The following is a 21,393-nucleotide window of genomic DNA, read 5'->3' as shown; positions in this document are numbered from 1 at the left end:
TTATCCTCCATGAACAATAACGCACTACAGCCATGTTGATATAACATCAACATAATTGCAGTGCGATAGTGGGTGATGCGTGATTAACCTTTTGCTGATTCCGTTAGCACTTGGTAACGATCTTGTCCCCATGCAACTGGTTTTGGCTTATCTTTGATCCACTCATAAAAAGCTTGTTTCATTTGCTTCACTTTTTGTGGATATTGCTGAGCAAGATCTTTTGATTCACTTGGATCAAGCTTGTCATTGAATAATTTCACTTTATTGGAGCCATCATCATAGAAATACAATGCCCATTCTTGATCACGAATTGCCCATGAACCTTTTGATAGCTTCTCTAGATTTGGATTGCTAGGAATGTCATTTGACTCATAAGTGATCCACTTCCAGTAACCATGCCAAAATGCATCATTTTCTTCACTGTAATGTTTCGCGCCAGGGCCTGCCCAGTAAATGTATTGGTGTGGAGACTGTGTTGTTTTTCCTTCAAGTACAGGCAAAATATTTTTACCGTCAACCTTCATCTCTTCTGGAATCGCAATCCCAGCAGCACTTAGAGCCGTTGGCAGAATATCTAACGCTGAAATTAAGGTATTATTGGTGCCACCCGCTGGAATATGCTTTGGCCAATAAGCCACAAACGGTACACGCACGCCACCGTTATACATCTGGCCTTTATAGCCACGATCCATACCATTCATTGGCATCGGTGATTCATGTACCGCGCCATTATCAGATAAGAAGAAAATCAATGTATTGTCTAATTCACCCTTCTTCTTCAGCAATTCAACAATTTGTCCAAGCCCTTCATCAGCAGCATTGATCGCCGCAAAATATTTATCCGCTTCAACATTACCGGTATTAAAACGCTCCATATATTTCGCGGGTGACGCTTCTTCTAATGGAATATGCGGCACACTAAAGGCAAGGTTAATAAAGAATGGCTTATCACCACTTTGTTCAATAAATTGCAGTGCTTCATTGGTCAGGTTATGGGTTAAATAACCCGGTGCTGGAATATTTTTACCATTTTGATAAATCGCAGGTGAGTTCCATAATGCGGCACCAGAGGCGTAAAAACTGTAGGAATAATCAAAACCGCGATTCTCAGGTGAATATTCTGTTGGTGTTACAGGGATCTGATTATCGTGATAGTCACGAGTTTTATTATTATCGGCAACGGCATTTTTACTGCTTATTTTTGAATTATGCCACTTACCAATATTGGCAGTATTGTAGCCATTTTCTTGAAATAGAGCGGGAAGTAATTTGATATCTAATGGCACACCTTGAAGTGCATCATCATTACTGTAAGTGCCAAAGCTAGTTGGGTAACGACCGGTAAAAATACCTGCGCGCGAAGGACCACAAACAGGATGAGCCACAAAAGCATTGGTCATTTTCACGCCTTGTTGCGCTAAACTCGCCACCGTTGGCATCGCACGTTTAGCGGCATCGACCATCTTATCAAAATCACCTTGATAGCGAACTGGCACAGGCCGTTCAGCTAAGGTTTTTTTGTTCAAACTGTCTAATGCAAAATCTAATTGACCTGTCCCCAAATCATCCATAACCACTAATAATACATTGGGTTGTTTTGCTGTGGCTGTTGTTGGGGCTGCATTTGCTACAGCAGAAGAGGCCATGCAAGCCGCGGCCACAAAACTCGCAATTACCGTCTTCTTCGTCGAGGACAGATTCATTGTATACTCCTTGTAATATAATGCTGTAACACACAGCAATACGTCTTAAAATTCAATTTAATAATCAATTTTATGCTGAGCGTAATTGTGCTAAATAAGGCAAAGCATCTGCTGCCGTTCCACCTTGTTGAATCGCCTGACTCATCATGTGCATTGCAGGTGCGGTATGGCGAAAAATCTGCTTATAGGAACCACACAGATAATTTTGTTTATGTTTTTCCCCCACCACACTAACTAGCCGATGCTTAGGGCAACCGCCATAACACAACCCATGAACCTCACATTGCTGACATTGTTGAGGCAACTTTTGCGATTTAGCACTCCCAAAACGCTGTTGTTGTTTACTGGTAGCTAACTTAACCAGTTCGGTGGTGGCAATATTGCCTAGTTTATTAGCGGGATATACATAGTGATCACATGAATAAATATCACCATTGGCTTCTATTACCATTGCTTGACCACATTCTTTTGATTGCACACAAACAGAGGCTGGATAACCAAGCCATGTCGCTAAAATACTGTCAAACATACGTACAAACACAGTGCCAACATCGTGCTGTAACCACTCATCAAACACTTCACTCATAAACTGACCATAACCCTCTGCAGGCACAGAAAAATGGGTTAATAGTGCGTCTTTTTGGGGTGAATAATGACCGCTGCTATTGGCTTGATATTGTGTCTGTACTTCAACAATAGGGATGAACTGTAAGTGGCGGGCGCCTAATGAAGTTAAAAAGCGGTAAGTCTCACGGCCTTTGTTCCAATTTTGATCATTGATAACCGTAAGAATATTAAATTCAACTTTATATTCTAAAAGTAATTCAATGGCTTTTTTAACTCGCTCAAAAGTTGGTTTACCGTTGACTGAAATACGATATTTATCATGTACTTCTGGTGTGCCATCAACTGAAACACCAATCAGAAACTTATGTTTGGCAAAAAATTGCGCCCACTGGCGATTAATAGCAACCGCATTAGTTTGAAAACTATTGGTAATATTCTTACCAACGCCATATTGAGCTTGGTATTTAACCACGTTACGGTAAAAATCCAGTCCAGCGAGTGTGGGTTCACCACCCTGCCACGAAAAGTCGATATCAGTACTATTTTGACTTGCAATATAATGTCGAACATACCGTTTAAGAGTGGCATCTGACATTTGATCACTACTTGAAATCGTCGAGCTTGAATCTGGAGCACTTACAGCAGAACCACAACGATTATCATTGACATTACCCACAACCGTTTCTTTTTCTAAATAGAAGCAATAATCACATTTTAAGTTACAACGGTAACTGGTTGGCTTAGCCATCATATGGAAACGTGCTTGTTGAGAATGAAATGAAGACAGCGCCATAGTTAACCTTTTTAAATACTTTCGAAATGCTGACAACCCATGATACGAAAGAAAACGAAAGATTAAAGCGGCAAAGATCACAAACGAATAAAAATGAAAGATAACGCAAGTGTTTTTATCTTATGAAATGGTAAGCGAAAAAAACGCCGTTACTAAGTAGCAATATCTGCAACTTAACAACGGCGATATTAATGACAGAATAATTAATCAGCGGAGACGACTTTCAGCGCGAAGTGGTAGCTTTGACCAACTAATCCTTCTACATTGATCATCAGGTTACCTTGACTATCAAGTTGTAATCGTTGCTCTGCATCACTTTCAACTTGAACAGGCTTTGTTAACTTCATATGTAACGTTGTCTGCGTCTGTAATGGATCACTAACTGCAATCTCTAATTCACGATCATCTTTTTCAATTATTAGTGCCATTTTTGAAAATGCCGTGATTTGCTTGGTGATCATAACGCCTTGTTCTGTCCAGACGTTAGCCGCTGTTACCTCTTCATCTTTATGAATGATAATATGGGCTAAATTATCATTACGACGAACTTTAATTGGCATTTCATCAATAAAATCCTGAACATCGTCTTTATTAGCATTAGGCATAACGACGTATGCATAGTGATCATTTGTCGAAGTTTGCGCTATTTCAGCAGAAACAAAGTTAGCACTCACTTGTCCACTGCGCGTTCCAATATCACTCCAGTCTCCTGTCCTTAGCTGTTGATCAACAGTAACCGTTGTTGGCTTTAGAAATACATAGCTAATATCACTATCATCAAGTTCATCATTACTAAGGGTTAATGTTCGTAATTTCAATAATTGATTTAACTGCGGTTGCCAACGCTTACCATTAACATATAACGTACTACTTCCCCTATCAGCCAACTTTCGATTCATTACTGTGGTGGTAATATCAGCTTGAATAGTTGATTTAATATCAGAGCCTAACATTACGATCTCATCTTCAAACATAAACCATGACTTTTTAGCTGTTAACGTGTTACTCCAATTACTAAACATCATTCCAGCAGCACCAATATCATCAAAACGCACCGAGCCAACCCAATCCATTTGTGTTTGACGACCACCTCGAATTTGATTTCGCTGACCACCACAATCAGACATCAATTGATTATCGACGGTTGTCCCTTCTAAGCGGTAACGGTTTACTGCTGGCCAATAATTCTGATAATGATCAAGCTGACCATTGTAGAGATAGCCCATGCCATCGCCAGTAAACCATCCTTGTTTGTTTTCATTATTCATACACTCAAAATTACCTAACCGACTTGAGTGCATCGCTAAACTAAAGCTCCAATCATTACCACGATAGACAACTCTGTCCATCGCTGGATAGTTAAAGAAACCTTGTAACTGTTGCTCACCATTAATACTGGAATCAGCCACTAATAGTTTTGCTTTTTGGTAATTTCCAACGTGATTAATCGAGGTAAAAAAGTCGAGGGAAGTATCTTGAATAATTTGAGTTTTAATTAAATCTTGTAACCGCAATTTTGTTTGTGGATCAGCACCATCAAGATAATGTAACAGTGAAGCAATCACTAAATGCCCAACCTGATGACCTTGCTCTGTTGGCCGAGATATAGCACGACCGTTCACAAACTCCATCATGGTGCCACGCTCTAATAATGGCGCGTAACTTTTAAAAATAATTGGATAAATATTTTTAAGCACAGGATCAGTAGCTTGCCAAGGTGATCCCGCAACCAAATCTAATTGTGCACCGAGGCCATTAAGTAACACATTGCCGTAAGTACCGTTATAAGCAATATCATAATGCTGTAAAAAGCTACCGTCACTATAAAAGCCATCACTGGTTGTCACTTCCGCCAATACAGGTGATAAAGCAGCAATAGCGGCTTCTATTTCAGCACTATTGTTATCCAAAATACCACGCAAAATAACTACTTGAGTATTATCAGTGCGGTTACCCCCTGTTGATAAACGGTAATGAGGATTACTTGACACATCAGCACCAGGCCCAGCACCTAAATGGGTTGCCTCTGGCGTAAAATAACGGGTTGCTTGAGTATGAGCGGTAATTAGTTGCAGCGGTAATTGGTCATATAACAACACTAAAGTATTATGTATATCTTTGGGCGTACCAAGCTCCCAGTGCCACCAATTACCCCATTCTTTAGCACCAACTTTATAATAATGTTGATTTAGAAATGTCATTCCATCGATAACCGCATTTAATAACGCTGAATTATTTTGAAGCGACCCATCACGTAAACGATAAGCTTTTGCCATACTAAATAGCCGCTGGTAAGAGGTTCGAAGATTAGCCCCTAAAACCTTTTTACCTACATCAGTTTGATCATCTAATACCACATCACTCCACAGACTCGTCCGTGTCGATGCGGTTAACATTGATGACCAATATCGATTAGCAGCATTATTAGTTGTAATAACAGTTTGTTTTAAAGTTTCATCAAAGGGAATAGTGGCATCACCAAGAAAGCTCGCCGCCCAACGTTGGCGCAATGCTTGATATTCCACCAGCGATTGTGATTGTTGATGGCTAACAATCAAAGCAGAGTTAGGTTGAGCAAATACAAAGGTAGGTACAATCAATGTCGATAACGCTACGGCAATAGATACCGCTAAATTAGCATGTTTCATTATTCCTTTATCCTTCCGTTATTAATTTTCGTTTAATTACGGTACCGGACAAAATGAAAGCAATAAAGCGTCATCATCACTCTTTTTCGGTTAAAAAATGATCATAACTTCAGTTTTAGCCACAATATCACAACTGAAAGCTGAATATATGTAAGAATGAAAGCAATGACCATTGGTAAACAAACTACATACAACAATCGTACATAGCCTTAAAACGTGCCGCCAGTATGCCAAAAGATACCAATCACCATTGCCATATCCATTAAAAACCCCAAGCTATTCCCAACCCAAATCGGGGGGTTTTTATGAACAAAGCCATATACAGCCCATAATGCTGCTAACAGGGCATAAAGTACCCATGTGGTTAATGATAATCCCAATGCGTGTTCTGTATGAGAAAAGAACAACTTAAACAACTGCGGTAATGTTGCTAAAGGCCCTACGATACCCATTAACAACATAAACGGTTCAAATGCGCTTGCTAAACGTTTAAGACGAGGAATCATTGGCTATCCTTATGTATTTTATTGATAACCTAATAGTATTCAAAAAATACAGTTTAAAACACCCGTTGTTACTCATTAATAACAAATCGTGATTAAGATTCACAATATGCACTTTTTTACAGCAACAGCCATTGACTTACTTCGCAATCACACTATTCTGGATAAGAAGAAAATGATGAAATATAGCCAAACTATGGAAGGTGTTAGATGGATTTACTACGCGGTTTATATTTATTACTAGAGTCAATATTTGAATAATGAAGCAACTATTACCCAACCACTAAGCCGTAATTAATTCATTTATTTACGGCTTTTTATCATGCCTCTCTCTGCTGTTAGAAATTGCCCCATGACGGTATACAATTGCCGACAATGCTGTGGTACCACATTTTCTAAATTTAAAAACGCATGTACCATATCAGATACATGATAATGTTGCGCCTCAATACCTTGCTGACGTAATTTATTATAATAAGTAATGCCTTCATCCCGTAACGGACAAAACTCAGTCGTAATCACTAATGTTTCAGGGAAATTCGCACATACTGGTAGCCATAATGGTGATGCCGAGTATCGATTTTGGTTATTTTGAAAGTATTGATCGAAATACCATCGCACTTTATTTATCTGAAGAAAATAATCATTACCATTCATCATCACCGAAGGTGAAGACAATGTATAATCAAGGCTAGGATATATAAGCACTTGTTTACTAATGTGTACCTCGTCATTTTGTACGATAGCACACACGGTTGCCGCCAGAGCGCCACCAGCAGAATCACCGCCAATAGCAAGGTAGGGAATATAATTAACCGCCATATTATTAAGTCGTGAAAAAAGATGTTGTAAGCACAATCGCACATCATTAATCGCAGCGGGATAGGGATATTCGGGAGCTAGACGATAGTCAATCGCCACAATAATATACTGGCAAGCTAAGGCTAATTTACGGCAAATAGGGTCATAAACATCAAGGCTGCCCGCAACATGTCCACCACCATGTAAATACACCAATACAGGTAAGGCTACTTGAGGTTGAGGGTGGTAAACACGAATAGGAACATGTTCGATAATGTCATCAACGACCATATCTATATGTGGTATCTCAGTAATGTATGTTCGAGTTATGGTCGCTAGCCCTGCTCGTACATTGATCGTACTAAATTCAACACCCGCAATCATTGTAGCGGCTAATTCATGATTAAACGCCTGTAACCAGACTGCAAGTGAATCATCTACTTTGCGCATAGATTATCTCGCCTCTCTCAAAGTACCGCTTATTGAGTATGCTATTTTAAATCTCAGCGCTATCTAAAAAAATAGCGATAGTTAAATTATAATCTATTGAGATAACATCATGCTATGTAAGATAAAAAAAAGATGACAAGCGGGGAAACTTATCATCTAACGGTAATCTACTCACTTATTATTAGCTTGATAAAGTCGAAGCTATTACTTATTCTAATTGACTATTTTGACACTGTTTCGAGTCACTAATGTAGGCTCAATTTGAATCACTTGTGTTGCACTTGCCTGATGATCTAAACGGGTTAATAAGGTTTCAACCGCGGCCTGCCCCAAGCGATACTTTGGTTGGTGAATAGTCGTCAACGCTGGCGACATAAATTTAGCAATATGAATGTCATCATAACCAATCACAGATAAATCATCAGGAACACGAATATCACACTCATTAGCCGCATTCATCACCCCTAATGCCATCATGTCATTAGAGACAAAAATAGCACTTGGTAGCACACCATGTTGCTTCATTTTCATAAAGGCATCATAGCCACCTTCACATTCAAAATCGGATTCAATGATCCACTCAGCATGAAAGGTTAAACCCGCCTCATTCATCGCTCGTTTATAACCTTCATAACGCATTTGAGCTTGATGTCTAATCAATGGTCCGGTTATACAACCAATATCAACATGACCTGATTCAATCAAATATTGGGTTGCCATATAGCCGCCCCGTAGAGAATTATCTTGAATCTTGTCGCTAGTAAACAACATCGGTCCCCAATCCATGACTACAACGGGAATATCAGGATATTGTTCAAAGACATCAATACGTTCACCTTCTAATGATGAACACATTAAGATCAACCCATCAACCCGCTTTTGTAATAAGGTATTGATAGATTCACGCATCCGTTGGTGATCACCTTCGGTATTACACAAAATAAGGCTATACCCATTTTGATAACAACTACGCTCAACACCTTTGACGACTTCACCAAAAAATGGATTAGTTGATGTTGTCACCAACATGCCAAATGTTTTAGTGCGATTAACTTTAAAACTACGTGCCAACACTGATGGCCCGTTATAATGCAGTTCTTTTGCCGCGTTATTAACCCGCTCTGATATTTCATCACTAACAAAGCGAGTTTTATTAATAACATGGCTCACCGTGGATGTAGAAACCCCAGCTAATTTTGCGATATCTTTCATCGTAGCCATGTTATTGATCCTTGGTGAGTAATTACGTTTACTTATTGCTGGGCGAGAAAATCTTCAACCTCTTTACGGGTTGGAATTGATGTTTGAGCACCAAAACGAGTTACGGAAATAGCCGCCGCTGCATGAGCAAATTTGATTGCTGATTCTAAAGCTAAACCATCTAACAAACCAGTCACGAATGCACCGTTAAACGTATCACCCGCCGCCGTTGTATCAGTCACTTCAACGTTAAAGCCTGCAATAATATCTCCACGTCCATCCTGACTTAGCCATACACCTTTAGCGCCAAGGGTAATCATTGCCGTTTTAATTCCCTTTGCATGCAGAATATTCGCCGCTTGTTGTGCACTTTCAGCATCAATAACCGTTACCCCAGTCAACACTTCAGCTTCGGTTTCATTGGGGGTGATCATATCCACACATGCTAATAATTCATCAGACAATACGCGCGCTGGTGCCGGATTTAAGATCACAATAGTATTTGCGTCTTTAGCAACTTGCGCCGCTTTTTCAATGCCACATAACGGCGTTTCTAATTGCATCAATAAATAATCAGCATCACGAATACGATCTAAATCAGCTTCAATTGCACTAGCTGTTAACTTTGCGTTCGCTTCAGCAGAAAGACAAATACTGTTCTCACCACAATCAGAGACTTGAATCATTGCAATACCAGTGGGGCAATTCGGCTCCATTTTTACGGCCGTAATATCAATGCCATCCATGCGGAAGTTTTCACGAATATTGATTCCAAATGAATCATCTCCTACACAAGCAATAAAGCCGATATCTGCATGTAAACGCGCAGCAGCCACCGCTTGGTTAGCCCCTTTTCCCCCAGGAATAACTTGATAATTACGACCGTGAAGCGTCTCGCCTGGGCGTGGAAAAGAAGGGACTTGCAGAACATGGTCAGCGTTAACACTACCTAATACCACTAACTTATTCATAGGATTTTCCTCGACTCTTTATGAGCCTTTCTAGTAGAACATAACAAAAATGGATGATTTTAATTTTTAGTTAAATAAACTGTTAAAATAAAAATCAAAAGCATCCATTTTACTCTCTCTTATCATCGTTAAATAACATTTAGGAGAGAGTAAACTCTCATTGATAACGATTTAGAACGATTGGCAAATACCCGTACGTACGCTAAAACAACGCTCTTCATTCGGTTGAAGATAAATCAAAGTACCCTTCTCTTTAGCCGCTAAGAAACCTTCAGGTCGACAGGTTGCAGGCAATGCAAATGCCGCAACTTGTTGATCACCACTGCACAATAACCATCGCGTCGCACAATTAAAGTCGAGGGTATTAAACTCAGTTTGCAGGTACTTATCAGCATCAATCTGCATCTTAAATACGGCTTTATCAACATAACGAGCAATATCATCCATGCAATACACCACTTCAGGATCATGCATTTCTGGTTGATCTAATATTGAAATCGGTGCTGATGTTTTCAAACCTTCGTTATATGCCAACCACTGTGATGTCGGTTGTACGTGCGCAGGTACACTTTCACGTAACATTAAAGCACTGTCTGGAATATTCTGCGTCATCACTGCATTTTCAACATATGTGGCGTTAATGTGACACATATACTGCAACGGCATATTCACAGAGGCAAGGTTTTTCACCACCATATTAATATCAAAGAGGCTGGCATCTTTATTCAACTGTACTGAAGGCGTCGCTAAGTAATGATCGCCAAATCCCATTACATATTCATAAGAGCCTTTGATAACAACACTATCATTATCAATTTCTAACCACGCAGTATCCATTGTTGCGCAAGGCATTTCGCCATGTAATACATGATCATCTTGTGGCGATGGGCACCCCATACGAATCATGCCAGCATGAAAAGCAAAACACCCATAAGTTTCAACGACTGTTTTGGCAAACTTTGGTTCAGAGAACATATTTTTCATGCACAAATCAGTATTCAAAAACTGGGCATCCCAAATCATCTGTCCCATAAACGGTAATACGACTAAATGCCCTTTTGCATTTTTAATTTCAACAGCATGCACACCTGAATTATATAGAAAGCTATGGATCTCAAAATGTTCAGACTGAGCGATCAAGGTTCTCTGTTTCGTGAAATTTTCTTTATATAACGGTAAGGTAAACATATTTAATTCCTCCCAAAACTGACCACCCATGAGTGAGTGGTCATAACAGAACATTACGCTTTAGCAGCCACAAAATTGAATTGTTGTTTGTATTTCTTCTCATTCATGAAGTAAACAAATACCACAGCAAAACACAATGCACTTACAATGAAAGAAGACTGTAGACCAATATTATCGGCAAGTAGACCTTGAATCACAGGAATAGCCGCACCACCGATAATAGACATCACCACAAAACCACCCGCTGTTTCTGTGTAACGTGTATCAACAGATTGTAAGGTAGAAGCAAAAATTGTAGCCCAGCAAGGTGCAAACAAGGCTGACGTACCCACTGCAACCCAAACAGCGCTGAAATTAGGAATAAAGGTGACATACATCAAGCAAAGAAAGCCGATTGCTGAGTAGCCCATTAATACATTTTCTTGTGCCGTTTTAGTGAATAAGTAGTTTGCTAATAACTTACCTAAGAAGTACATAATGAAGGCATACAATAAGTAGTTAGCCGCATCATGCTCAACCATATTATGATCTAACTCTAACGCCAAACGAATGGTGAATGACCATACTGCTACCTGCATACCAACATAAGCAAACTGAGTCGCAATACCTTTAAAGAAACGTTTATTGCCCATTAAGTAAGACAATGTCTCACCAAACGATGGCTGATTATCTTTACTGTCTGTCGCTGCTTTACAGTTAGGGTATTCAGTAATCGCAATTAAGATAGCGATAGTTGCTATCACACCGACTAGCCATTTGTACGGTTCTAATGTTTGTTGTAATACTTGGTATTTAAATGCTTCAAGTTCAGGACCAGTTAACGTTGCCATCATATGACCAACATCAACACCTTCTTGGAAAATTAAATGTTTACCCAGTAATAAACCAATAATGTAGCCCATCGCATTGATCGTATGAGAAACGTTTAAACGTAATGTTGCACGCTCAGGCTCACCAATCATTGCAGAGTAGGTATTACATGATGTTTCAAGGAACGATAGTCCAATCGCAATACAAAAAATTGCGGCTAAGAACATGGTATATGTACCGGCATGAGATGCAGGGAAGAACATCAAACAGCCAAAAATATACAATGCTAAACCTAATAAAATCGCTAATTTATAAGAGGTTTTTTTCACAACCATCGAGGCTGGAATAGCCACTAAAAAGTAAGCGCCATAAAACGCTGACTGTACTAGTGCGGAAGCAAAATTAGACAGATCAAAAATTGATTTAAATTGTGTAATCAATACATCGTTCAGAGCAGCCGCCGCAGACCAAAGCGCAAAAACTGATGATAATAATAAAAATTGGAATATCGGTGTTCTATTTAAAAAACCATCAGCATGTTGAATTGTATTATTCTTAATAAACATAATTTATCTTCCATAAATAATCACTCTAATCAAAGAGCATGATTTTTCTTGGTTTTAGATTTCGTTTGCTTGATAAGCGTTAAATCTTTCAATCGAAGGATAAGAGGACTGCGTCCCTTTTTCGGTAACGGAAAGCCCCGCAAAAATAGATGCCTTTTCCAATGCTGATGTCACATCCCCTGTTTGAGTAAAGAAATGTGAAAAACAACCGATAAACGCGTCTCCTGCACCTGATGTATCAACCGCATTCACGTTAATTGGTTTAGCAAGATACTCACCCGTCTTAGATATCCACAGTGAACCTCGCGATCCCATCGTCACAATCAAATTCTTTAAACCATGTTCAAATAACATATTCGCGGCTTGATTGATCTCTTCAATCGTTGAAACCGGTTTACCCGTTAATATTTCAAGTTCAGTTTCATTCGGTACAAAAAAATCACATTTACAAACATATTCTAGAGATAATTCAGGAATGGCTGGCGCGGGATTAAGTAAAACAGTGATGTTGTGTTTTTGACCAAAATCAATTGCGTAATAAACCGTTTCTAAAGGTACTTCTAGTTGCAATACAATCATATCGACAGTTTTTAATTCCGTCTCTGCGCTATCGATATCTGCCGGAGTCAGGTAATTGTTTGCCCCTTTTACAATTAAAATAGAATTTTGTGATGTGGTTGTATTAACAAAAATAGGCGCAACGCCGGTGCTAACACCACTCACACTCGTCACAAATTTTGTATCTATGTGTTGGCTGCGATAATTTGCTAAACTCATTGCTGCAAATTGGTCATCACCCACTTTTGATACCATTAATACTTGTGCGCCCAATTTAGCCGCAGCAACCGCTTGGTTAGCACCTTTACCACCATTACCAATAGCAAAAGCGGCGGCTTCAAGTGTTTCACCACATTTAGCAACACGATCACCATAAGTAATTAAATCAACATTGGTCGAACCAATAACCGCTATCTTTTTCATATCAAATATCTTCTAGTTACGTTAAACAAATAAACGAGGATCACTGCCCCAATAATTTAAAAAACGACACCGGTTTGGAAAATAACATTGGCATACGGTGTATATTCTCCTGTTCTCACAACCGCACGGCTTTGCGCTGTACGTTGCTTAAATTCCTCATGAGATAAATATGAAATATGAATCGGCTTAGCTGTTGTTGTACTTTCTTGATCTAAAATAGCTAACAATGCTTGATGATGTTCAGGACTGATTTCAGCAAACTCAGCGGCCATAATAACCCCTTCAATTTGTGATTCAGATAACATTACTTTCACTGTATCAAGAAAACTTGGTACGCCATGAGTTAACGCAAGATCGATGCGTTTTACATGTTGAGGTATCGGTAAGCCTGCATCACAAATAGTAATTTCATCTGTGTGTCCTAGTGTTGCCACAAGGTATGAAAGCTCTGCATTAATTAGCGTCGTTTTTTTCATTTGGTAGACCTTCTCGTTACACGTTATACCGCTCAAATTTTCTGTCTTAGAATTGATATTTTTAAGTGACAGAAAAACACATCGAAACGTTTCGATGTGAATAATAAACGGCCTCAGTAATTTCACCAGTGCGAAATAGATAAGGTGTGAGAATGATCGCTTTCAACGCAAATAAAAGACCCAAAATATCTATTTGGCTCACAGTCTCACCATCGAAACGTTTCGATAAAATAATAAAGCCATGAGATATAACAACGGATAAGCCCCAAATAACATAAAAACACTAATATAATGATTTATAAAATAAAAAAGCCATATCCAATCATGAATATGGCTTTCTTTATCTGAATATTTTATAAAATAACGTGCTTATACGCGTCGATAAGGTAAGTATACCGGTTCCCACATATGCTCAGATAATGCTTGCTTCAAATCTTTATCTCGTAAATGGCAACAAGCATCCGTTGCTTGCATCTGAGTTAAAATTGAATGAGCCACATGAACAGACACTGCTTTCAACGCACTAATACGAGGGTAAATACAACCTCTGGCAATATCTTCATCACTCACACACTCAGCAAGTGCATAAGATGCCGTAGTAAACATATCTTGAGTGATTTTTTCCGTTTGCGACACAATCGACGCTAATCCGACCCCAGGGAAAATAAATACATTATTGCCTTGTCCAATACGGTATTGATGGCCATTATATTCAACATCAGAGAACGGGCTGCCCGTTGCAACGATCGCTTGTCCATCACTCCAATGATAAATCGCTTCAGGGATAGCCTCACAATTAGCAGTAGGATTAGAGAGTGGGAATATAATCGGTCGTGGTGTGTATTCCATCATCTTTTGAATATGTTCCGCCATAAACGCGCCACCAATACCACTTGCACCTAATAATACCGTGACAGGATGATTATTAATAAGCTCGGTTAAACTTATTTTACCCAACTCAGCGGCATGCCACCCAGCAGAAATTGAACGTGATTTAGCATAACGACGTTTATAATCATCTAAACCATCACGATCATCAAACACCACACCTTGAGAGTCGAGAATAAAAATTTTCGCTCGCGCAGAATGATGAGTACAGCCTTCTTTTAGTAGCCCAGCATAAATCTGATCAGCAACCCCCACGCCACCAGCGCCAGCTCCATAGATCACATAAGTTTGATCCACTAAGCGCTCTTGCTTTATCTTACATGCCCCTAAAATACCCGCTAATACAACTGAGCCCGTACCTTGAATATCATCATTAAACGACGGCAAGCTGTCTTCATAATCACTCAGATTATCAAACGCATTGGCTTTACTAAAATCTTCCCATTGCAATACTGCTTTTGGAAAATGGCGTTTAACTTGTTGTACGAATGTTTTAATAAAGCGTTTATAGGCATCACCACGAAGACGTTTACGTGAAATACCCAAATACATAGGATCATCAAGCAACTCTTGGTTATCAGTACCGACATCTAATACTATCGGTAAACAATGTGCGGGGTGGATCCCTGCCCCTAAAGTATAAAGTGATAACTTACCAATCGGGATCCCCATACCGCCAACCCCCTGATCGCCAATACCTAAAATACCTTGGCTATCAGTTACAACAATAATTTTGATATCTTTGCCCATAAAATGACGAGACATCTCACCCATTGCACTTACGTTTTCTTCGGTAATATATAGCCCACGCGCTTTTTGATAGCGATGGCTAAATTCTTGGCAAGCTTTACCTACCGTTGGGGTATAAATGATGGGGGTCATTTCTTCTACATGACGTGAGAGTAACGCATAAAAAAGGGTTTCATTACGATCTTGAAGTGAGCGTAAAAAGAGGTATTTTTCAATATCAGTGGAAGCACTGCTAAAGCCGTCATAGACACGGTTAAGTTGATCATCAAACGTTTGTACTCGCGGGGGTAATAATCCCGTCAATTGAAAAGCATCGCGCTCTTCTTGAGTAAAAGCCGTACTTTTATTTAAAGTGCGATCATTGAGTAACTCGGTGCCCGTTAATGACACAGGACGAAACACTTTCCCTTGCGAATCTTTCCATCTGAGGTACTTACCGATAGTCATATTCTATCTCCGTGTATAACAACAATAGCCCACACACTTTATGATCACAGATAACCATAACGACTGTTATTCGTAATGATAAAGCCATAATATAAAATTAAGTGTATATCCAACCACTTTATAAAAATGTGAACAGCCGCATTTTTAACCATATTGATAGTTAAAAAACGTAAAAATGATATGTTTGTTATACAAAGAAACTAATCAATAAGATATCACTTGAATTTGTTGATCAATCACGATGATTACTTTTATTCAGTATTAAAGATTTTCGCGCCTAATCGCGACTTTATCACAACAAAACGGCGTAATTTTTAGATTATCACGTGCCTGTAGATCGGCATCACTATAAAGTTGATATTTTAACCGCTGAAAAAAGCCATTCTTATAATTAACACCAACAGTGCTGATAATGGTCAATATTTGCTGAAATTCAATATATCTAAAATCATAAATCAACTGCAATTTATGCGATGAACTCACTTTCGCAGATCGAATATATTGGTTGGCCTTCAATATGGCTAACATCGCTTCAATACTCACATTGGAGCCTATGATATAGCAACAACGATGATGAGGTTGTATAACGATTGAAGGTTTCATTCGTTTGACCTTATTGCCAATAAGATGCAATTAACAACAATACAAAAATCGCAGCAATAAACTTCAATAATAACCCCAAGCTTGCCCCGCCTTTTGGGGCTTTATTACAACAGCTCATCTTGACCTCTATTCACTATTAACGATGCTTGAGTTGCATCATAAAGGTTACATCGAGGGGAAGGTCAAGCTGGTAAAATTAAGAGCGTTACATCGCTACTGCGCAACCTAAATCACTGCCCCATGTACGCAACTTCTTAGTACCAAACAATAAAATAAAAATCACAGCAACGATCAGTAACTTACCAATACTAATTTCACTCATTTTAATTAATCTCTTGTTGTTCATTTTTAGATAGGTAACGTTCTTTAGCAGCGGCAATAACAAAAACAGCGGCAAAAAAGATACCAATCAACCATTTAGCTTCCATAAATTCAGGGAAATAATGGGTAATAGATAATTCAAGTAAAAGTAGCACTGAAAATATCTGTAAACCAACAATGGTCAATTGTAACCACGTCGCTTTGTTGTAAAGACTACGGGTTAACATCCATACAAAAAAAACCACAGCAAGAGCAATTTTCACTTCAATAAACACATTATTATCCTCAATTAGTCGGGCTAATTTGATGGTATAAATTTTAATCTAATGTTTATGTAAGGATTATTAGGGTAAATATAAAATTTTTATAAATAAAATACTGTTAGTGTTATTTAACCCACTTAATCATCATTAATAAGGCGATAACCGACCCCATTTTCAGTAATGATATATTGTGGTTGCGCGGGTGACGCTTCTATTTTATGGCGTAATTGCGCTATATGAATTCGAACATAATGCGCATGTTCAGTATAATTACCGCCCCACACTTCTTTTAGTATTTGCTTATGGGTTAACACCTTACCCATGTTCTTAGCTAACAAGGTTAGTATCTTATATTCCTTAGGTGTTAACTTAATTGATTCATCAAACCGTGTCACCGTTTGCATGGCAACATTCAAGATAACGTCACCAAACTGATATTGAATCACATCCTCAGCACTCATAGTGGCGTTCATTCGCAATGCAACTCGTATTCGCGCCAGTAACTCTTCACTACCAAATGGCTTAGTTAAATAATCATTCGCACCAGCATCTAAAGCGAGTACTTTATCTGCTTCTTTATCACGGGCAGAAATAACAATGATCGGTATTTCAGTCCATAAACGCAATTCTTTAGTAAAGTCGAGCCCATCAGCGTCTGGCAACCCAAGATCTAATAATAGTAGATGTGGATTCCAAGTCGTGATTTGTTTCAGACCTTCCTGTGCTGTCTCAACCGTTTTAACCTGATAACCATGTCCTGTGGTTAAAATATCAAGAAATCGACGAATAGGTGCTTCATCTTCAATGATTAAAATCTTACTATCATTACTCATAAATATCCGTTAACTCATATTTTTCACAAGGAATTTTAACCACAAAGAGGCTACCACCACCCGATCGTGATAATACGCTAATCTCGCCATTATGAGCGGCAACAATTAACTGACAAATAGCCAAGCCTAAACCTGTCCCTTTTACTTTGACTTGCTCGGAGCGATAAAAGCGTTCAAAAATACGTAGTCGATCTACAGGAGCAACACCACACCCACGATCCGCAATTTCAATAATAAAATGCCCTCGCCGATAATCGGTTTTAATATCAATTATACTTCCAGCAGGGCTATATTTTGCCGCATTTTCAATAAGATTAGCAATAATCTGCTCAATTAAGGTGTAATCAAGTGAGACTAAAATAGTATCGCCACTTAATTTAATAGAATGTGATTTGATGACCTGTTCAACACGCTTAATTGCACTACCAATCACTTCTTCAGGCTCCACCCAGTCACACTTAGGGATTAATGTTTTAATACTATAACGACTAATATCAAGCAGCTTAGTTAAACTGCGATTTAAGCTATAACCCTCTTCTGCGATCGATTGTAAAAGCTCGTGTTGGGTTTGTTGGGGTAAATGCAATGTTGTATCGCTTAATGTCGTAGCAGAACCAATGATAGCCCCTAATGGGGTTTTTAAATCATGAGATACCGCCGCGAGTAATGTATTGCGCATTTGCTCTAACTGTGTGGCTTCTTTCGCTACAGTTAACGCCGCATTTGCTTCTGATCTGGCTAGCGACAAACTGATCAATGTACTCAAAATAGGATTAAAGACTTGCTCTGATAATGACTCAATCACTAACACACCAAACATGCCAGATTGATCATCTAATGGATGTAGACTCAAGGTAGGAGAAATATATTCAACGTGTTGTTGTTGACGGCTTATAAAACGTTCAACTAAGGGTTGATAGAATATGTCACTGATCTTTTCATGTGTGGTTAAGCAGTGTAGTTGCGGTGAGAATAACCATATCTGAGCCCGCATATGTAAATGCTGTTCGAGATGAATAATCGATGCCTTAGCAATAGCATGACTTTCATTTAATGCCGCAAGTACAGAGGCTAAATTATAATTACTGTTCAGCTCAGCACGTAAAATTTTATTTTCTCGTATTTTTTGTTGCTGCGACTGTGTTATTCGAACTGCAAACACACCACTAAATGCCATCACCGAAAAAGTAATAATATGTTGGTAGTTTTGAAACTTAAATGAATTATGTTCCGGTAACACAAAGAAATGAAAAGCAACAATACTCGCCGCGGTGATAACATATGCCATTCGCTTTCGAAGCAAAAAACCACTGATAATATTTAATAATAGCAATAACATTGCAGTATCAGTTTCAATAATAACATCGCGAAACGCGACCCCAAAATACGTCACTAATATATACAATAATAATAAAACACTGGCTTTTGCTACATCAAACCATGACAACGCGTTATTCATTTATTTCTCATTATTTCACAATCTCAATTCAATCTTATATGACACACAACCAAACGCTTATCTTTATTAATCAATTATAAAGATAAGCGTTATTATTCTTTACATAACTAAATTTCCACATGAACACCAATTTCAATCAATCTATCAGACGGTACATGTAATCGCTCTGACGTACGTAACGCATTACGACTTAACAAAATAAATAACCGCGCTTTTGTATCATGCCACCATGAAGTTGGTTTTACTTTTATTCGCTCTGATGACATAAAAAATAATGTATCCGTCGAATGTAACGTAAAACCATTACTACGAGAAACCGTATAAATTTGTTCAATATCCGGTGATTCTTGATACCCAACATAGACAATCATTTGCCAGAAAGTTGCCGATAACTGTGTCACTTCCATCCGTTTTAAAGGATGCACTCGTGGTTGATCTGGATATTTAAATGTTAATAACACATTCCGTTGGTGTAAAACCTCATTATATTTCAGATTATTGATTAATGATGACGGAACCTGAGCTTCATTTCGTGAAAAATAAACCGCCGTTCCTGAAGCTCGTGTCCACGGCTTTTGCTCAAGTTCACTTACCATTGCTTCTGCTGATAATGGCTGTTTTAAAAGTGATCCCAACCGCTGCCGTTCTAAATACCAAATCACCATCAATATAAACACCATTGAACCAATCGTTAATGGTAGCCAGCCGCCATCCATAAACTTTAATGATGTCGCTATAAATAATAAAGCATCATAAGTCAGCATCAATAATCCATATTGTAGTGTCATCAACCGCGACCACTGCCACAAATGACGCGCAACAACTAACGTAAATATCGATGAAATCAACATGGTTGCAGTTACAGCAATACCATAAGCTGCGGCTAAGCGTTCAGAACTACCAAAGGCCAATACCACTGTAATAACAAGAATAAACAATAATAAATTAGCTAATGGTACGTAAATCTGTCCCTGTGCTTGATGCGAAGTATGGTAAATTCGCATTGGAGGCAAATAACCTAAATGTACCGCTTGGCGAGTCAAAGAATAAATCCCGGAAATCACAGCTTGAGAAGCGATTACTGTTGCGAACGTCGCTAATATAATTAACGGTAGACGTAGTAATGTTGGCGCAAGTAAAAAGAAAGGATTTGAAGCAGTACTCGCATTCGCCAGCACTAATGCCCCTTGGCCAAAGTAATTTAACACTAGACACGGCATCACAATAAAAAACCAAGCAAGACGAATAGACTTAATCCCAAAATGCCCCATATCAGCATAAAGCGCCTCAACTCCAGTAACTGCCAGCACGACCACACCTAAAGTAAAAAGTGTCTCGATACCATGGTTAATCACAAACGTTAATGCATACCATGGATTTAATGCTAATAGAATTTGAGGATGAGCAACAATGCTGATAAATCCAAGTATGCCTATACAGCTAAACCATAACAGCATGACAGGCGCAAACAAACGTCCAATACTGCCGGAGCCATATTTTTGAATCGCAAATAGAGCACAGATAATAGTAATGGCAATCGGAATGATCAGCGGTTGTAAATCATGATTAATAACGGTAATTCCCTCAACCGCAGAGAGCACCGACATCGCAGGTGTAATGATGGCTTCACCAAAGAAAAAACCAGCGGCAAGCATGCCTAAAAAGATAATGATTTTTTTACTATACTCAGGGGCTGCACTATGTGCTAATGCCGTTAACGTTAACACTCCCCCTTCACCACGCTTAGACGCTCGCGTAACAACAGCCAAATATTTGATAGAGACAGTAATAACAAACGTCCAAAAGACAAGCGATAGCACACCAAACACATTGGCAGAATCAATAATTAGCGCATGTGAGCCACTAAACATCGCTTTAAATGCATATAATGGACTAGTACCAATATCACCATATACAATCCCAACAGATAAGCACGTAAGTACTAATAATGACTGTTTTTGATTTTGCATAACATGTTACATATATGCATGCTTTTTATAACAGCAATACATAAAGCCTTGTTTCATTTAATAAGGCGAGCAGATTAACAAGGGTAATATAAAGTTAGGGTATATTTTCAAGCACAGAATATAAATAAAACATAAAGATTGATGGTTATTCATACAGCTTGTAGTAACCATCAGCAATGTATAAATATAAAAAAAGCACCAG

At 38.7% G+C, this 21,393-nt stretch carries 17 protein-coding genes and 1 pseudogene; all 18 read right to left on the bottom strand.

The genetic code is table 11. From position 1 onward, the window contains the following. Window positions 1-83: 83 nt before the first annotated feature. Window positions 84-1,703 carry a sulfatase family protein gene (locus CZ809_RS00405; protein WP_080155485.1) on the bottom strand — a complete coding sequence of 540 codons (1,620 nt, stop codon included), beginning with the start codon at window positions 1,701-1,703 and terminating at the stop codon, window positions 84-86. Between the two features lie 70 nt (window positions 1,704-1,773). Then, window positions 1,774-3,063, bottom strand: coding sequence for an anaerobic sulfatase maturase (locus CZ809_RS00400; RefSeq protein ID WP_159447921.1), 1,290 nt, complete (start codon window positions 3,061-3,063; stop codon window positions 1,774-1,776). Window positions 3,064-3,266: 203 nt separating this feature from the next. Further along, the gene (locus tag CZ809_RS00395; RefSeq protein ID WP_080155484.1) at window positions 3,267-5,711 is read right to left on the bottom strand and encodes a polysaccharide lyase 8 family protein; all 2,445 of its coding nucleotides are present in this window, start codon (window positions 5,709-5,711) and stop codon (window positions 3,267-3,269) included. A gap of 209 nt (window positions 5,712-5,920) precedes the next feature. Beyond that, window positions 5,921-6,217 (bottom strand): SemiSWEET transporter, encoded by a 297-nt coding sequence (locus CZ809_RS00390; RefSeq protein WP_080155483.1) that lies wholly within the window; start codon window positions 6,215-6,217, stop codon window positions 5,921-5,923. A 300-nt stretch (window positions 6,218-6,517) separates the two neighbouring features. Next, the gene (locus tag CZ809_RS00385) at window positions 6,518-7,465 is read right to left on the bottom strand and encodes an alpha/beta hydrolase (protein ID WP_080155482.1); all 948 of its coding nucleotides are present in this window, start codon (window positions 7,463-7,465) and stop codon (window positions 6,518-6,520) included. A 213-nt stretch (window positions 7,466-7,678) separates the two neighbouring features. Further along, on the bottom strand, window positions 7,679-8,686 hold the full coding sequence (locus CZ809_RS00380; protein WP_080155481.1) for a substrate-binding domain-containing protein: 1,008 nt from the start codon (window positions 8,684-8,686) through the stop codon (window positions 7,679-7,681). Window positions 8,687-8,718: 32 nt separating this feature from the next. Then, complete coding sequence (rbsK, locus tag CZ809_RS00375; RefSeq protein WP_080155480.1) at window positions 8,719-9,636, bottom strand: ribokinase; 918 nt, start codon at window positions 9,634-9,636, stop codon at window positions 8,719-8,721. Between the two features lie 171 nt (window positions 9,637-9,807). Continuing rightward, entirely contained in the window at window positions 9,808-10,824 is a 1,017-nt protein-coding gene (locus tag CZ809_RS00370; protein ID WP_080155479.1) for an aldose 1-epimerase family protein, read from the bottom strand. Between the two features lie 53 nt (window positions 10,825-10,877). Further along, window positions 10,878-12,200, bottom strand: a complete 1,323-nt coding sequence (gene fucP, locus CZ809_RS00365; protein ID WP_080155478.1) for an L-fucose:H+ symporter permease — start codon at window positions 12,198-12,200, stop codon at window positions 10,878-10,880. A gap of 54 nt (window positions 12,201-12,254) precedes the next feature. Then, window positions 12,255-13,181, bottom strand: coding sequence for a ribokinase (gene rbsK / locus CZ809_RS00360; protein ID WP_080155477.1), 927 nt, complete (start codon window positions 13,179-13,181; stop codon window positions 12,255-12,257). A 56-nt stretch (window positions 13,182-13,237) separates the two neighbouring features. Next, complete coding sequence (gene rbsD / locus CZ809_RS00355) at window positions 13,238-13,657, bottom strand: D-ribose pyranase (protein ID WP_080155476.1); 420 nt, start codon at window positions 13,655-13,657, stop codon at window positions 13,238-13,240. Window positions 13,658-14,026: 369 nt separating this feature from the next. After that, window positions 14,027-15,742, bottom strand: coding sequence for an NAD-dependent malic enzyme (locus CZ809_RS00350; RefSeq protein ID WP_080155475.1), 1,716 nt, complete (start codon window positions 15,740-15,742; stop codon window positions 14,027-14,029). Between the two features lie 261 nt (window positions 15,743-16,003). Further along, window positions 16,004-16,345, bottom strand: coding sequence for a hypothetical protein (locus tag CZ809_RS00345; RefSeq protein ID WP_080155474.1), 342 nt, complete (start codon window positions 16,343-16,345; stop codon window positions 16,004-16,006). Window positions 16,346-16,559: 214 nt separating this feature from the next. Further along, a pseudogene (locus CZ809_RS00340) lies at window positions 16,560-16,667 on the bottom strand (twin-arginine translocase TatA/TatE family subunit); the annotation flags it as partial. A gap of 1 nt (window position 16,668) precedes the next feature. Continuing rightward, window positions 16,669-16,941, bottom strand: coding sequence for a hypothetical protein (locus tag CZ809_RS00335; RefSeq protein WP_107275948.1), 273 nt, complete (start codon window positions 16,939-16,941; stop codon window positions 16,669-16,671). 125 nt (window positions 16,942-17,066) lie between these two features. Continuing rightward, window positions 17,067-17,762, bottom strand: coding sequence for a response regulator (locus CZ809_RS00330; protein ID WP_080155472.1), 696 nt, complete (start codon window positions 17,760-17,762; stop codon window positions 17,067-17,069). After that, window positions 17,755-19,221 carry an ATP-binding protein gene (locus tag CZ809_RS00325; RefSeq protein ID WP_080155471.1) on the bottom strand — a complete coding sequence of 489 codons (1,467 nt, stop codon included), beginning with the start codon at window positions 19,219-19,221 and terminating at the stop codon, window positions 17,755-17,757. Before CZ809_RS00325 ends, CZ809_RS00330 begins: the two co-directional genes overlap by 8 nt. 107 nt (window positions 19,222-19,328) lie before the next feature. Next, window positions 19,329-21,191 carry a potassium transporter Kup gene (locus CZ809_RS00320; protein WP_080155470.1) on the bottom strand — a complete coding sequence of 621 codons (1,863 nt, stop codon included), beginning with the start codon at window positions 21,189-21,191 and terminating at the stop codon, window positions 19,329-19,331. Window positions 21,192-21,393: the final 202 nt, after the last annotated feature.

Origin of the sequence: Photobacterium piscicola, from assembly GCF_900166965.1 — a bacterium.
GTDB classification, from domain to species: domain Bacteria; phylum Pseudomonadota; class Gammaproteobacteria; order Enterobacterales; family Vibrionaceae; genus Photobacterium; species Photobacterium piscicola.
Note: the sequence above shows the minus strand (reverse complement) of the source record. Positions and strands in the feature narration are given on the sequence as shown.

Excerpts from the sequence above, each read along its gene's own strand:
- CZ809_RS00405 (WP_080155485.1), bottom strand. The coding sequence starts at position 1,703 with ATGAATCTGTCCTCGACGAAGAAGACGGTAATTGCGAGTTTTGTGGCC.
- CZ809_RS00400 (WP_159447921.1), bottom strand. The coding sequence starts at position 3,063 with ATGGCGCTGTCTTCATTTCATTCTCAACAAGCACGTTTCCATATGATG.
- CZ809_RS00395 (WP_080155484.1), bottom strand. The coding sequence starts at position 5,711 with ATGAAACATGCTAATTTAGCGGTATCTATTGCCGTAGCGTTATCGACA.
- CZ809_RS00390 (WP_080155483.1), bottom strand. The coding sequence starts at position 6,217 with ATGATTCCTCGTCTTAAACGTTTAGCAAGCGCATTTGAACCGTTTATG.
- CZ809_RS00385 (WP_080155482.1), bottom strand. The coding sequence starts at position 7,465 with ATGCGCAAAGTAGATGATTCACTTGCAGTCTGGTTACAGGCGTTTAAT.
- CZ809_RS00380 (WP_080155481.1), bottom strand. The coding sequence starts at position 8,686 with ATGGCTACGATGAAAGATATCGCAAAATTAGCTGGGGTTTCTACATCC.
- rbsK (WP_080155480.1), bottom strand. The coding sequence starts at position 9,636 with ATGAATAAGTTAGTGGTATTAGGTAGTGTTAACGCTGACCATGTTCTG.
- CZ809_RS00370 (WP_080155479.1), bottom strand. The coding sequence starts at position 10,824 with ATGTTTACCTTACCGTTATATAAAGAAAATTTCACGAAACAGAGAACC.
- fucP (WP_080155478.1), bottom strand. The coding sequence starts at position 12,200 with ATGTTTATTAAGAATAATACAATTCAACATGCTGATGGTTTTTTAAAT.
- rbsK (WP_080155477.1), bottom strand. The coding sequence starts at position 13,181 with ATGAAAAAGATAGCGGTTATTGGTTCGACCAATGTTGATTTAATTACT.
- rbsD (WP_080155476.1), bottom strand. The coding sequence starts at position 13,657 with ATGAAAAAAACGACGCTAATTAATGCAGAGCTTTCATACCTTGTGGCA.
- CZ809_RS00350 (WP_080155475.1), bottom strand. The coding sequence starts at position 15,742 with ATGACTATCGGTAAGTACCTCAGATGGAAAGATTCGCAAGGGAAAGTG.
- CZ809_RS00345 (WP_080155474.1), bottom strand. The coding sequence starts at position 16,345 with ATGAAACCTTCAATCGTTATACAACCTCATCATCGTTGTTGCTATATC.
- CZ809_RS00330 (WP_080155472.1), bottom strand. The coding sequence starts at position 17,762 with ATGAGTAATGATAGTAAGATTTTAATCATTGAAGATGAAGCACCTATT.
- CZ809_RS00325 (WP_080155471.1), bottom strand. The coding sequence starts at position 19,221 with ATGAATAACGCGTTGTCATGGTTTGATGTAGCAAAAGCCAGTGTTTTA.
- CZ809_RS00320 (WP_080155470.1), bottom strand. The coding sequence starts at position 21,191 with ATGCAAAATCAAAAACAGTCATTATTAGTACTTACGTGCTTATCTGTT.